We start from the raw sequence: 13,918 nt of genomic DNA, 5'->3' as shown, positions 1-13,918 counted from the left end.
CATGCGTGCAATCGATACGGCGACGGCAACGGCGCTGGCAAAGGCGCCGGACAGTGGGCTCGTCGCCCGCGACCTCGTCTGGTTTCGCGGGCGCTCGCTCGCCGATCCGGCGGTGCGGCCGCAATTCGCCTTCTGGAACGACCTCGACACGGTGAGCATCCTCGTCGAGGATCCGAAGACCGGCGGCACGGTCGGGCGCGACTATATCGGCGACGGTGCGCTGATCAGCGTGCCCGACATCCCGCTGACGTCGGATCTCTCGATCCGCACGATCCGGATCTCGCTGTCGCAGATCCATCCGGCGGTGCAGGCGATGGTGCGGGGTGCCGACATCCGCTTTGCCGAGGTGCAGGTCCACCGGGCAGTCTTCGATCCTGCCAGTCGCCTGCTCGTCAGCGCCAAATGCCACTTCCTCGGCAAGGTCGACCGGGCCCCGCTCGGAACGCCGTCGGTGTCGGAGGAGGGCGGCATCGACCTCGAGTGCGTGTCGGACACGCGCGAGCTGACGCGGACCAACCCGGCGAAGAAGAGCGACGAATGGCTGAAGGCGCGGAGCGGGGATCGGTTCTACCGCTACACCGGCACGGCGAATGTGCCGGTCTTCTGGGGCGTCGAGAAATCGCGGAAGAAGGACTGATGCAACGTCTTTGCGACTGGCCGGCGCGCCTTCACGCCTTCATCGACCAGGTGAAGCGCTCATCCCATCGGTACGGCACGCAGGACTGCCTCGTCGGCTTTGCCTTCGGCGCCGTCACGGCCCTGACCGGCGAGGATCCCGCGGCTCTCTATCGCGGGCGCTATGACACGGCCAAGGGGGCGCTCCGCGTCATGCGGGAGGCCGGCCATGCCAATCTCGCCGACCTCGTCGCATCGCACCTGCCGGAAATCCACGTCAGCCGGGCGAGGCTCGGCGATCTCGCCGCGATCCCCGATGGCAGCCCGTTCGGCTTTGCGCTCGGGATCGTCAATGGCGAGCGGCTGCTTGTCATGCGCGAGGACGGGCTCGGGACGACCGACTTTACCGCTGCCACCAGAGCCTTCCGCGTCGGATAGTCATGCAGATCATCACCCTCCTTTTCATCGCCGCCTGGCTGACGCTGGCGGGGACAGACGCCGCGCGCGCCGACCCGTTCAGTGCCATCGCGGCGATTGCGAGCTTCCTCGCCAGCGGCAGCGTGCTGGCGCAGGTGGCGCTGTTCGCGATCGGCACGGCGATCAAGATCGGGCTGTCGCTGCTGAAGAAGCAGGAAAAGGCGGCGGTCGCCGGCACCAAGACCGAGATCGACGTCGGCGGCGACAATCCGATCTCCTTCGTCATGGGGCGCTACGCGACGGCCGGGCAGCTGGTCTACGTCAACACCAACGGCAGCAACAACGACGCCGAGAACGGCTATGTCTACCAGGTGATCTCGCTGGGGGATCTTCCTGGGCAGGGGATCACCGGCCTGTGGATCTATGACGAGAAGGTCGACATCAGCGGCTTCACCGGGCCGGAGTCCTACAACCACTATCGCGGCTTCCTGATCGAGGAATTCGCCTCGGACGAGACCGGGCGGGCCCTGTGGTTCCGCTATTACGATGGGACGCAGACGGAGGCCGATGCCTATCTCGTCGACGAGTTCGGTGCCGATCCGGACTATCCCTTCACCGCCGACATGGTCGGGCGCGGCACGCCCTACATCATCCTGACGGCCGCCTACGATCCGGAGATCTTCTCCGGCATCCCGCAGGTGCTCGTCGAGACCGACGGCATTCCGCTCTATGACCCGCGGCAGGATTCCTCCGTCGGCGGCAATGGCTCGCAGCGCTGGTCCGACCCGTCGACATGGGCGCCGTCGAGCAACAATATCGTCCAAGTCTACAACGTCCTGCGCGGCATCCGCTATCAGGGCGAATGGATCTGGGGCGGGCAGTCGATCGGCGCCCATCAGCTGCCGCTGGCCAACTGGTTCGCCGCCATGAATGCCTGCGACGCGGCGATCGCGCTGCAGGGCGGCGGCAGCGAGCCGCAGTTCCGATCCGGCCTCGAGGTCAGTACCGACCAGGAGCCGGCGGATGTCGTGGAGGAACTTCTAAAAGGCTGCAACGGCTATATCGCGGAGGTCGGCGGGGTCTACAAGGTCTCCGTCGGCGCTCCCGCGGCGCCGGTCTATTCCTTCACCGATGCGTCCATCGTCGTCACCCAGCCGCAGCAGCTCGACCCGTTCCCGGGTCTGCAGAATACCACCAATGGGGCGCGGGCCTCCTATCCCGAACCGGAAGAGAAATGGGTGAACAAGGATGCGCCGCCCTACATCCGGCCGGACCTCGAGACGGCGGATGACGGGCGGCGGCTGCTCGCCGACCTGAAGTTCCCCTATGTGCCGTTCAACACGCAGGTGCAGCGGCTGATCCGCGCCGCGGTGGAGGATGCGCGGCGCTTTCGCCAGCACCAGATCACCCTGCCGCCGGAAGCATGGGCCTTCGAGCCGCTGGATGTCTTCGCCTGGTCGTCGGACCGCAACGGCTATGAGGAGAAGCGGTTTCTGGTCACCGGCATGTCGGGCGGCAGCAATCTCTTGCAGACGGTGACGCTGAAGGAGATCGACCCGTCGGACTATTCGTGGTCGCCGGCGAGCGACGAGCGGCCCTATTCTGTCGGCTTTCTCGGCACGATCCGGCCGGGGCCGCAGGCGTTTTCCGGGTGGCAGGTGGCGGCGGCGGCGATCGCCGATCCGGCGACGGGCCGCCGGCGGCCGTCCATCGCGATCTTCTATGCCGGCGGGCAGATCGACGTCACGGACATCCGCGTCCAGGTGCGCAATGCCGCGACGGGCGACGTGGTCTTCGACGCGACGATGGCCTATGACGCGCCGCTCGAGACGCAGTATTCCCGCGTCCTCAACGGCACCTTCCTGCCGGAGACCGCCTATGAGGCGAGGGGGATCTACCGCTCGGTCTCGGGGCGTCGCTTCGTTTGGTCCGAATGGCTGCCAGTCACGACGGGCGTCGAGGACCTGCAGCTGGGGCTCGACCAGCTGGCGCAGGAGGCGCGCGCCATCCTCGACGGGCTGCGCGAGGATCTCGATGCCGCCGTCGTCGAGGCGGGCGAGATGGCGAGCGAACTCGAGGGGCAGGCGGACGCCCTTGCGGCCGAGACGCAGACGCGCGCGGCCGAGGCTGCGGCGCTGGCGCAAGAGATCGCGGCCGAAGTGCAGGCGCGGATCGCGAGCGCCGGCGCCAATGCTGATGCGATCGCCGCAGAGGCGCAGGCGCGGGCCGACGCTATTGCGGCTCTGGCGGCGGAAGACGCGGATCTAGCGGATGCGCTGGCAGCGGAGGCAAGCACCCGCGCCAGCGCGGCCACCGCGCTGGCCGCGACGGACGCCGCGCTTGCGCAGGACATCGCCGCCGAGAGCGTGGCGCGCGCCGACGGGATCGCCGCCGAGGCGCAGGCCCGGATCGATGCAATCGCCGACCAGGCGGGGGCGTTGAATGCCGAGGCCGAGCAGCGGCTCGCCGAGATCCGCATCCAGGCGGTGAGCCTGCGCGCTTTGTCCGACCGGCTCCTCGACATCGACACGGTGCTGGCGGAATCGGCGTCACTCGGCCTCGACCAGCTGCGCGAGGTTCGCACCCGCATCGATGTGACCCGCGACGAGATCACGGCCGCCTACACCCGGGCGATCACCGTTGCCACCGGGCCAACGTCCGCGCTGGCCCAGCGGCTCGACAGCCTCGAAGTCGGGATCGAGGACGAGGAATCGTTGCGCACCGCCGAGATCACCCGGCTCGACCAGGCGATCGTCACGGGAGACGCGGCGCAGGCGTCGGCCCGCGAGATCCTGTCGACCCAGATCCGCGGCGGCTACACGGGTTCCGATGCTGCGCTCGCCGGCGGGATGATCGGCAGCCTGCGGTCGACCTTCGCCTCGCAATATGAGGCGATCACCGAGAGCCTCGTTTCGCTGGAGGCCGGCGTCGACGAGCAGTTCGACTTCCTGCGGTTCTGGCCCTTCGACGACGATGCCGAGGGCTGGATTGGCAACGGCACGCCGACCTGGGCGACCGGCGGGTGGCTGCGCCCGGCCAATCAGGCGAGCGATCCCTATGTCGTCTCTGCCGACGACCTCGACATCGACGCCGATCGCTATGGTCAGGTGCGGGCCCGCATCCGTCGCACCGGCGCGCCGGTGTGGGAGGGGCGGCTCTATTGGAACGACGTCGTCGGACAGGCCTGGTCGGCAGGCCGGAGTGCCACGATCACCGAGCCGACCTTCAGCGACAACGGCACGGCGGTCATCTCCTTCGAGACCGGTGCCACCGGCACGATCGAGCGGCTGCGGCTCGACCTATCGGCCGCGCAGACGGCGACGGACTATTTCGAGATCGACTGGGTCGCCATCGGCCGCCCGTCGCCCGGCGCATCCATCGCGTCGCAGGAGGCGCTCCGGCAGACGGTGGTCAACGGCCTGGCCAGCGAGGCGACGGCGCGCGAGCAGCTATCGAGCCAGATGACGGGCTTTGCCGATCCGACGGGCGTCGAGCTGGAGAGCCTCTCCTCCGGCCTCCTCTACGAGGAGCGGACCGCCAGGACGACTGCCGATTCCGCCCTGTCGGAAAGCATCCTCGGGCTCGAGTCCTCGATCTCGGATGCGAGTGGCGCGATCACCGCCACTGCGAGTGCGCTCCAGTCGATCACGACGCGGGTCTCGACCGCTGAGGAGACGATCGGGACGCAGGGCACCGCCATCGTTTCGAACACCGAGGCGCTGACGGCGCTGTCCGGCCAGCTTGCCGGGAAGGCCGACACCTCGGCGATCGACCAGCTGTCGCAGGAGATCGCGCTCCTCGGCGGCGACGGGCTGCAGAGCCAGGCGACCTCGATCCGCAGCCTGTCCGCCCGGCTGCAGGATCTGGAGCTGGATCTCGCCGAGCAGGAGGCGCTCGGCCTCGCCGGCGATACGGCGACCCGGGAGGCGGTCGCCACGGCCTACCAGCAACTCGACGCCTATACGCGACGGGTGGAAGGCCGGGTCGAGACCGAGGCCAGCCGCATCGACGGCCTGCAGGTCACGCTGGCCGGCAAGGTCGATGCGTCGGCGCTGAACAGCCTCACGGTCCGCGTCCTCCAGCAGGGTAATGCGATCACCACGAGCACGGCCTCCGTCACGGCTCTGGCCTCAACGGTGGCCGGCAAGGCGGACGTTTCGGCGCTGAACTCGCTGTCGACGACCGTCACGCAACAGGGCGCCGCCCTGTCGACCCAAGGCCTCGCAATTACCTCGCTGCAGGGCTCCCTTGACGACAAGGCGAACGCCAGCGCGGTCGATACGCTGGGCCAGACGGTCACGAGCCAGGGCGAGGATATCACGGCCAACGCCGAGGCGATTACCGCGCTCTCGACCGCGATCGACGGCAAAGCGTCGACCGCGGCGCTGAGCAGCCTGTCGGCGACGGTAACGGGGCAGGGCGAGGATATCGCTGTCAACACCTCGGCGATCACCAGCCTTGAGACGTCCGTCGCAGGAAAGGCCGATGCCTCCGCCGTGAACGATCTGGCCGTGGTGGTCACGAGCCAGGGCGAGGATATCGAGACGCTCGTGACGTCGGTGACGGCCCTCGAAACAGCACTGCCGGGCAAAGCCGACGCTTCGGCGGTATCGTCCCTGCAGACGACAGTCTCGGAACAGGGCACGGCGATCGCGTCGAACTCCTCGGCGATCACGTCGCTGCAGGGCTCGCTCGACAACAAGGCCGACGCCTCGGCGCTCTCGTCGCTGTCGCAGACCGTCAGCGATCAGGACGGCGACATCACGGCGAACGCCGACGCCATCACGGCGCTCGGCAGCGCGATTTCCGGCAAGGCTGACGCGTCCGCTGTCTCGACCCTGCAGACGACCGTCACTGAGCATGGCACGGCGATCACATCGAACGCCACGGCGATCACATCGCTGCAGGGCGCGCTCGACGGTAAGGCGAGCACGTCCGCCGTGGATGCCCTGCAGCAGGAGATCACGCTCCTCGGCGGCGAGGGCCTGCAGAGCCAGGCATCCGCCATCCGCAGCGTCTCGGCGCAACTGCTCGACCTCGAGATGGGCCTCGCCGAGCAGGGTGCCCTGGGGATCGCGGGCGATACGGCGACCCGGCAGGCGATCGCGACAGCGTCGCAGCAGCTCGACGCCTATACGCGCCAGGTCGAGGGGCGGATCGAGGTAAACGCGGCTGCGATCACCGCGCTGCAGGCGTCGCTGCCGGATAAGGCCGACGTCACCATGGTCAACGCGGCGCGGGCCAGTCTGATCGAGCAGGGCGTGCGGCTGACGGCGCAGGGCGAGCAGATCGCGTCCCTGTCGATCGAGGTGAGCGGCAAAGCTTCCACCAGCCTTGTCGATGCGCTGAGCGCGACGATCATTCAACAGGGCAGCGCCATCTCCGTCAACACCTCGGCGATCACGTCGCTGCAGGGGGCGATCGACGACAAGGCGGACGCCTCGGCGGTCGATCAGCTGTCGCAAGTCGTCGAAACGCTCGGCGGCGAAAATCTGCAGAGTCAGGCGTCGGCGATCCGAAGTGTCACGGCCCGCCTTCAGGATCTGGAGATGGACCTCGCCGAGCAGGAGGCGCTCGGGATCGCTGGCGACACGGCGACCCGGCAGGCTGTTGCGACCGCCTATCAGCAGCTTGACGCTTACACCCGGCTCGTCGACGGCAAGGTAGAGACGCAGGCCAGCCGGATCGACGGTCTGCAGGTGACGCTCGGAGCGAAGGTCGACGCGAATGCGCTGAATGCGCTGCGGGTGACGGTCATCCAGCAGGGCAATTCGATCACCTCAAACACGAGCGCGATCACGTCGCTCTCGACGACCGTCGCCGGCAAAGCGGACGTCTCGGCGCTGAACTCGCTTTCGACCACGGTTGTGCAGCAGGGGCAGGCAATATCGGCCACCGCAGACGCAGTCGACGCCGTCGCTGCGGCCTTGCCCGACAAGGCCGACGCATCGGCGGTCTCGTCACTGCAGACGGCGGTCACCGAGCAGGGCACGGCGATTGCATCGAACGCCGCGGCGATCACGGCGCTCGACAACGCGATCGACGACAAGGCTGACGCGTCCGCTGTCTCGACGCTGACGACGACGGTCTCGGAACAGGGCACGGCGATCGCATCGAACGCCACGGCGATCACGTCTCTGCAGGGCGCGCTCGACAACAAGGCTGACGCCTCGGCCCTCTCGTCGCTGTCGCAGACCGTCAGCGATCAGGACGGCGACATCACGGCGAACGCCGACGCCATCACGTCTTTGAACACCGCTCTCGACGGAAAAGCCGATGCGTCCGCCGTCTCGACGCTCTCGACCACAGTAGCGGAGCAAGGCGGGGCCATCAGCGCCCAAGCGACGCAGCTGACAGCGCTCGCGACGAGCGTCGGCGACATCTCGGCAGACGCCCGGTTCCGCACCACGGTCAAGTCGCAGCCCTCCGGATCGGAGGCGACGATGGCGATGCAGGTGCGGGCCGGCGACGCGAGCGCCTGGCGAGAAGCCGGGATCTACCTGCGGGCGGCGAGCGACGGGTCGGCGGATGTGATCGTCTCGGCCGACCGGTTCGCCGTCACCAACAATACCGGCGAGACGGTGCCCTTCGCCGTCCAGAACGGCCAGGTCGCGCTGGCGCTGGCGCGGTTTCAGCAACTGGCGTCGTTCAATGGCAAGCTGGTCATCGACGGCGTCGCAGGGACGATTTCGGTCTATGACTAGGCGCCTCTTCCTCGCTCAGAACCGCATGGTCATCAGCCTGCCCGGCTACGAGGCCGGCCCCAACACGCCCCTCGAAGGCGTCAGCTTCGACAGCGACACGCCGCTCGGTGGGCTGGTGCTGGCTAGAGGTATTGTCGTCGATACATCCTCTATCGCGCAAGATAACATTGGCCGAACCTATGAAACCACGTTCGACCTGTCGTGCCCCAATCTGCGTGCGGGGTACGGCACCTTCCTGTTTTTGACCTACACGGCCCCGGATACGGCGGACGGCAGGCAGGGCATCAGCGTGGGGTTTTTGCTGGAAGCCCAATATCTGGATGATGCGACATTGCGCATTAAAAGGCAGAGATACCTCAACGACATCTATTGGAGATTCGCTGATTATTCCGGAAACGATGTGCGCTTCATGGTGCTCGCCTCATGAAGCGAATCGAATTGGGTGCACTGACGGGTGGCGGCTACGGCCTTCGCATTTCGCGACCCGGCTTCGACGTCACAAACCCTAACGCGCCGTTGCTGTTCGACAGCGACGTTACTCCAGCAAGCGTGCTGTTCAAAGGCTCCATGCCTGCCGAGGGGACATCCCGCACTGTTGAAACGGGAGGATTGCCAGGATTCCCCGCAAGCAGTACCACCACTTTGCGCAGCTGGGCGACGTTTGTCTTTCCCAATCCTCTTCCGTTTGTCCCCTTCGTCAGGATCTTCAAACGATATCGGACAGGCGACAGTACCTATTACAGGGATGAGTTTCAGCAATTCGGCGGAGCGCAGTGCAGCAACATCGACTGCTATTCGTTTATGACTGAACGGTTCGCCGGAACTAGCGAACCTGCCTATCAAGACACGCCCACGCATTACTTTCTGATCCTCAACATCCCCGCGAGGTGAGCGATGTCGAAGCGGTTTGTCGCAGGGGCGACAGGGGTGAAGGTGAGCGGGCCCGGGGGGGATGTCGATGTTGTCCCGCCTTACTCGCTCCTGTTTTCATCCGAGAGATACGCCCTCTCGGGTGCTTTGCGAGGTAGCTTCGTTGCCTCGCAAAGCCAGGACGTGGGTGACAATCAAGGCACCGTCGCTATCGATTTGCCGCTCGGCTCGGGGGCCCCGGTCTACTGGAGCTGGAGCTTCGACACGGTGGACGGCACACCAGGTCCTGGCCTCCCGGCGAGATTTGACGACGTGAACAACCAGCTGGTCTTCACCCTCACTCGATCCAGCACCTCAATCAACCACTATCTGATCTACAGGAACCGCCTCTGATGATCGTCCTCCTGCACGACACTCATGGTCGCATCAAACAGATGCTGCATGAACCGATCCCCTCGGACTATCTGGCGATACTCGATGAGAAAGGGACGCGCTACCATGTCGAAGGTACGCTCGGCGACGCGCACGACCCGGTCGCCATCCTGAATCGGCAATACGTGAAGGTCACGACCGAGCTCCTCGACCGCCCACAGATGGAGGCGATCGTCGATCGCCTCGCCATCGCGGCCGACGGGCAGGACGAGGCCCGGCTAACCGGGCTGCCGGTGCCGTGCGATGTGACGATCGAGGGACCGGACGGTCGCGAGACCGTGACGGTCAAGGATGGCGAGATCGTGCTGACCGCCGACGTCGCGGCGACCTATCGCATCTCGGCCGCGCGCTGGCCTTATCTGCCCTGGAGCGCCGAGGTGATCGCGTCATGAAACTCCGTCTGACGACCGACATGGGGCTGCATCGCCAGAGTGGGCGGGACCAGCTCGACCGCATCTTCGCTTCGCTTCAGCCGGATCCCCGGATCCAGACGGTGCGCGATGCCAAGGCGGACGAGGCGCGGCGGATCCTCGCGGGTGATCTCGATGCTCCGCTGCTGGCGGCCGAGGCCGCCAATCGAGGCGTCATGCTCCAGGAGCAGGCGACGCTGGTGCTCGCCCGGCAGCGGCAGTCGCGCGAGAGGCTCGCGGCGATTGAGGCGGCCCGCCAGTCGCTGCAGGGTGCGATCGACGTGGCGAGGACGCCGGCGGAGATCGATGAGATCCTGGCCGCCGCAGGCGGCGGTGAGGTGCTCTCATGAGCGCGGCGCCTTCCATCGACATCGACATGGTCGGCGCGGTGTTCCAGCGCCGCGCGACGGAGGCCGAGGGCCTCTGCCTGCAACTCGCGGCGCAATGCCGGTCCCTGCAGGGCGACCTCAAGGCGACCGAGGCGCGGCTCGCCGAGGCCCTCCAGACCATCGAAGCGCTGAAGCTCAATCAACCGCAGAAGGATGAGAACAATGGCGGGTGAAACCTACTACGCCACGGGGACGGCCTCCGTCGGCGCGGGATCGACGGCCGTGACGGGAGCGGGCACGTCCTTTGTGGCGAACGGCGTCCAGGCGGGCGACTACTTCGCCGCCAACGGCCTCGCGATGCGGATCGCGTCGGTCAATTCGAACACCTCGATCACGCTGGCCGCCGGCTGGCCGGGCGCGGCGCTGGCCGCGGTCAACTACGAGATCCGTTATACGCCTTCGTCCTCGCGCGTGACCGCGGCCCTGAACACGCTGATCGCACTTCTCGGCAACGGCATCGTGCAGGCGCTGGCGGGGGTCGCGGCGGCGGCCGATCGGCTGCCCTATTTCACCGGCGCCGGCACCTTCGGGGTGACCACCTTCACCAACTTCGCCCGGACGCTCCTCGACGATGCGGATGCGGCGACGGCGCGGACGACGCTCGGCGCGGTGGGGGCTACGGACCTTGCCGGTAAGGTCGCCAAGACCGGCGACACGATGACCGGCAATCTCCTCGTCCAGAACTCTTCGCCGAGCATCTCCGTCTACGACACGGACGCACCGGATGCGAACGGGCGCTGGAACATCAATGCCTCCTATGACGGCAGCGGCGGCAATCAGCTGAACGTTCAGACGTCGGGAGCCGGCTTCGGCACCGGCGGCGTCGGCTTCCTCGTCGCCAAGGACTCGGGCGGCACTCTGCGCGTCGGTCTGACCGGCTTTCTGCCGACGACCGCGATAGCCGAGGCGAGAGGCAACAACGCCAGCGGTGTCAACGGGCCGATCCTTCGCGGCGAAGCGCTCAATCTCAGCGCCTCAGCCTACGCGGCAGTCGAGGCGAAGGCCGGGGCCACGACCGGCCAGCGGCTGTTCGCCGGTGTTGCCGGTGGATCCGAGGTGTTCCGCGTCATGGGCGACGGCTCGGCCGTCTTCACCGGGCCGGTCACGGTCGGGGTCTATACGACGGCCGCGCGACCATCGGCCTCGGCCGCCGGCAACGGCGCGATCATCCGCAACGCCACCACCGGCAAACTCAACCAGTCCAACGGCACCGCGTGGTTCGATGCCGTTGGCGTCGCAGCCTGACAGGAGATTTCCCCATGAACATTCAGCCGATCAAGGTGCCCTACGAGATCCTGATGCGCGCGCAGCCGGGCGGCTCTTGGGCGGGGCAATACACCGAGATCCAGAAGGTCGTCGATCTCGACACGCCGGAACCGCACGTCCAGTACGGGCCCGACGTCATCCAGGATCCTCGGCCGATCGAGGACGTCGAGAACCTCCCCGAGATCCTCGGCACGATGAACGCGGCCAATCTCGACGAGATCGCCCGGCTGCGCGCCGAGGTGGCGGAGCTCGAGGGCACCGTCGCCGACCAGGCCGGCATCATCGCCAACCTGCAGCAGCAGCTGATCGGCATGCAGAACCAGATGAGTGCGCTCGCCGGCGGGGCGCTGGCCATCGAGGACGCGCCGGCCAGCTGAGCCAAGCCACCAACGCAAACATCCGCCCGCCGCCCTCACAGGCGGCTTTTTTGTGCCCGGCCGCAGCGACGCGCCGGGCGTTTTCGTGAGGACAAGCCATGAGCAGTGCAATGGCCGAGGCCATCGTGAAGTCTGTGCAGACCCGTCTGCAGGAGCTTCGCTACTATGACGGCGGAATCGACGGCGACGCCGGCGCGAAGACCGAAGACGCGATGACCGAGTTCAAGCGGACGCATGGGCTGACGGCCCGCCCGTATCCGGTCATCTCGACCCTGCATCTCCTCTTCGACGAGGATGCCAAGCCAGCCGCCGCGAAGGCGCCGATCGCGACGCAGGACGGGTCGAAGGAGCCGGCATGGATGATCGACGTGCGCTCCAGGCTGGGGCTGCACGAGGTCAACAACTATACGGAGCTGTCGAAGTATCTTCGATCGGATGGCGCGACGCTCGGCGACCCGCGCAAGCTGCCCTGGTGCGGCGATCTGGTCGCCACCGCGATCAAACTGGCGCTGCCGGACGAGCCGCTGCCGGCCAACCCCTATCTCGCCCGCAACTGGCTGAAGTTCGGCGTCGAGACGAAGCCCCGCGTCGGCGCTGTCATGGTCTTCTGGCGGGGCTCGCGCAGCGGCGTCTCCGGTCATGTCGCCTTCTATGTCGGCGAGGACGCGACGACCTATCACATCCTCGGCGGCAACCAGTCGAACAAGATCTCGATCACCCGCATCGCCAAGGATCGCTTCCTCGGTGCCCGGTGGCCGAAGGGTGACGCCACACAGACCGGCGGCGTCGCCACGAATGCCGGCGGCGCCATCTCGACCAACGAGGTCTGAGCCATGGAAACCTTCTGGGACATCATCGCGCCGATCTACGGCGCCGTCATCGCCATCCTGGTGCCGATCGCGTTGGCCTATGCGCTAAAGCTCCTCCGGGACAAGACCGGCATCGAGATCGAGGCGAAGGACCGCGAGGCGCTGCAGTCGGCGCTGCAGAACGCGGCCCTCAGCGTCCTGCGCAAGCAGGGCACGGCGGCGCTCACCTCCATGGCCGAGGACACGATCGTCAACTACGTCCGGGACTCCGTGCCGGACGCCGTGCGCCGGCTGGGCAAGGGCACGCCGATCACCGACGCGACGATCCTGAAGCTTGCCGCGCCGAAACTGGAGGCGGCGGCCAAGGCGGGCGAGGCGCCGGCGGTTCCCTCGCGGGTGCTGGCGACGCGGAGGGAAGGCTGATGCGCTGGACGGCGGCATTCTTCCTTCTCGCCGTCGCCGGCACGGCGATCGTCCTCATCGCCTTGGATCAAGGCCTTCAGGCGGTGCCGTGAGCATGCCGCAGCATAGGATACCATCATGGCGAACACTGCCGACATCGCCGGCTTGACCGTCTCTTTGCCGCTGCTCCTCGGCTTTGGCGGGACGTTGGCCGCGGTCCTGGGGGCCTGGTACGATCTGAGGGCGCGATCGCTTTCGAACAGCCGCCAGATCACGGAACTCGAGATCGACCTCGAAAAGCAGCGCGCCGCCCTGCAGACCGAACTCGACAAGGAAATGGCGGCGATGGGCCGGCGGGTCGAAAGCGCCGACCTGAAGGCCGGCGCCGTCGCGGCTCGTCTCGAGGTCCACGAGGAGCGGTTCCACAATTACCGGGTCGAGGCCGCGGAGAAGTTCGTCACCTCCGAGCAGCTGGAGCGCATGCGGGTGGAAATGACCGCCGGCTTCCAGCGGATCGAGGAGAAGCTGGATCGGCGATCATCCCCTCGTTCGGGTTGATCAGCCTGCGCGGTATTCCCCGGCGCTCGGCCACGCGCACTGCGCGGAAAGATCGGCGTAGAACAGATCGGCAAGACGCTTGCGCTCGACCTCGACCAACGGGCCGTCGATCTGAAACTCACGGCAGCGGCCATGCTGACCGGCGGGGATGAGGTCCGGATTGGCGAGGACGTCGTCGAGATCGTTGTCGAACCAGTCGCGCGTGCCCATGTCGAAGAAGCTCTCCGCGGGCAGCCCGTCGGCTCGAAGGATGTCGTGCGGGTCGAGTTCGATGTGCCAGTAGGTCACCGCCTCCGCCTGCGTGCGCTCAATCGTCGTGCCGTTGATCAGGTTCATGATCGGGACGAGGGCCTCGACGCCGTCCTTTCTCACCAGCACCGGATGGCCAGGCGACAGGAGGACGTCGCGCTCGGGAATGCCCAGACCGAAGGCATTGGCTCGCACTTTGACCGGCGCCATATGCGCACGCTCGCCCGCACAATCGATCCTGCGCTTGCCGATCCAGATGATCTCACGCTCGGCGCCAGACGCAGTGATCGCCTTCATGCCGAGCTGCAGATCCTCGATGGCGGCGGCGCCACCGGGCACGGCAATCCGAGTGCCCGAGGTAAAGCAGATCGCCGCCCCTCCTTGTTTGAAAAGGCGCGCCGCTCGCCTCAGCCGATCAGC

General features: G+C 66.9%; 15 protein-coding genes. 14 read left to right on the top strand and 1 reads right to left on the bottom strand.

Features of this window, described 5'->3' with window-relative positions; genetic code table 11:
- Position 1: 1 nt before the first annotated feature.
- The 14 genes from ATO4_RS23805 to ATO4_RS23740 all read left to right on the top strand — a co-directional run bounded on the left by ATO4_RS23805 (position 2) and on the right by ATO4_RS23740 (position 13,249).
- Entirely contained in the window at positions 2-637 is a 636-nt protein-coding gene (locus ATO4_RS23805) for a hypothetical protein (protein WP_083594271.1), read from the top strand.
- Positions 637-1,053 (top strand): hypothetical protein, encoded by a 417-nt coding sequence (locus ATO4_RS23800; protein ID WP_083594270.1) that lies wholly within the window; start codon positions 637-639, stop codon positions 1,051-1,053. The genes ATO4_RS23805 and ATO4_RS23800 overlap by 1 nt, the downstream gene beginning before the upstream one ends.
- A 2-nt stretch (positions 1,054-1,055) precedes the next feature.
- Positions 1,056-7,736 (top strand): DUF1983 domain-containing protein, encoded by a 6,681-nt coding sequence (locus tag ATO4_RS23795; RefSeq protein WP_083594269.1) that lies wholly within the window; start codon positions 1,056-1,058, stop codon positions 7,734-7,736.
- Between the two features lie 25 nt (positions 7,737-7,761).
- Entirely contained in the window at positions 7,762-8,163 is a 402-nt protein-coding gene (locus ATO4_RS23790; RefSeq protein WP_139802656.1) for a hypothetical protein, read from the top strand.
- Positions 8,160-8,627, top strand: coding sequence for a hypothetical protein (locus ATO4_RS27435; RefSeq protein WP_139802655.1), 468 nt, complete (start codon positions 8,160-8,162; stop codon positions 8,625-8,627). The genes ATO4_RS23790 and ATO4_RS27435 overlap by 4 nt, the downstream gene beginning before the upstream one ends.
- Before the next feature lie 3 nt (positions 8,628-8,630).
- The gene (locus tag ATO4_RS28155) at positions 8,631-8,999 is read left to right on the top strand and encodes a hypothetical protein (protein ID WP_083594266.1); all 369 of its coding nucleotides are present in this window, start codon (positions 8,631-8,633) and stop codon (positions 8,997-8,999) included.
- Complete coding sequence (locus ATO4_RS23775) at positions 8,999-9,430, top strand: hypothetical protein (protein WP_083594265.1); 432 nt, start codon at positions 8,999-9,001, stop codon at positions 9,428-9,430. Before ATO4_RS28155 ends, ATO4_RS23775 begins: the two co-directional genes overlap by 1 nt.
- Entirely contained in the window at positions 9,427-9,798 is a 372-nt protein-coding gene (locus tag ATO4_RS23770; RefSeq protein WP_083594264.1) for a hypothetical protein, read from the top strand. The genes ATO4_RS23775 and ATO4_RS23770 overlap by 4 nt, the downstream gene beginning before the upstream one ends.
- The gene (locus ATO4_RS23765) at positions 9,795-10,010 is read left to right on the top strand and encodes a hypothetical protein (RefSeq protein ID WP_083594263.1); all 216 of its coding nucleotides are present in this window, start codon (positions 9,795-9,797) and stop codon (positions 10,008-10,010) included. Before ATO4_RS23770 ends, ATO4_RS23765 begins: the two co-directional genes overlap by 4 nt.
- Positions 10,000-11,082: a hypothetical protein gene (locus ATO4_RS23760; RefSeq protein WP_083594262.1), complete on the top strand. Its 1,083-nt coding sequence runs from the start codon at positions 10,000-10,002 to the stop codon at positions 11,080-11,082. Before ATO4_RS23765 ends, ATO4_RS23760 begins: the two co-directional genes overlap by 11 nt.
- A gap of 14 nt (positions 11,083-11,096) precedes the next feature.
- Positions 11,097-11,480 carry a hypothetical protein gene (locus tag ATO4_RS23755; RefSeq protein WP_083594261.1) on the top strand — a complete coding sequence of 128 codons (384 nt, stop codon included), beginning with the start codon at positions 11,097-11,099 and terminating at the stop codon, positions 11,478-11,480.
- Between the two features lie 98 nt (positions 11,481-11,578).
- Positions 11,579-12,310: a peptidoglycan-binding protein gene (locus ATO4_RS23750; RefSeq protein ID WP_083594260.1), complete on the top strand. Its 732-nt coding sequence runs from the start codon at positions 11,579-11,581 to the stop codon at positions 12,308-12,310.
- Between the two features lie 3 nt (positions 12,311-12,313).
- On the top strand, positions 12,314-12,712 hold the full coding sequence (locus ATO4_RS23745; RefSeq protein WP_083594259.1) for a hypothetical protein: 399 nt from the start codon (positions 12,314-12,316) through the stop codon (positions 12,710-12,712).
- A 117-nt stretch (positions 12,713-12,829) separates the two neighbouring features.
- Entirely contained in the window at positions 12,830-13,249 is a 420-nt protein-coding gene (locus ATO4_RS23740; RefSeq protein ID WP_083594258.1) for a hypothetical protein, read from the top strand.
- Here ATO4_RS23740 and ATO4_RS23735 read toward each other — a convergent pair.
- The coding region (locus tag ATO4_RS23735; RefSeq protein WP_210191134.1) for a Hint domain-containing protein at positions 13,250-13,918 on the bottom strand (669 nt) is incomplete at its 5' end.

The organism is Aurantimonas sp. 22II-16-19i (assembly GCF_002088275.1).
Lineage (GTDB): Bacteria > Pseudomonadota > Alphaproteobacteria > Rhizobiales > Rhizobiaceae > Jiella.
This window is presented reverse-complemented; position numbering and strand designations above follow the sequence as displayed.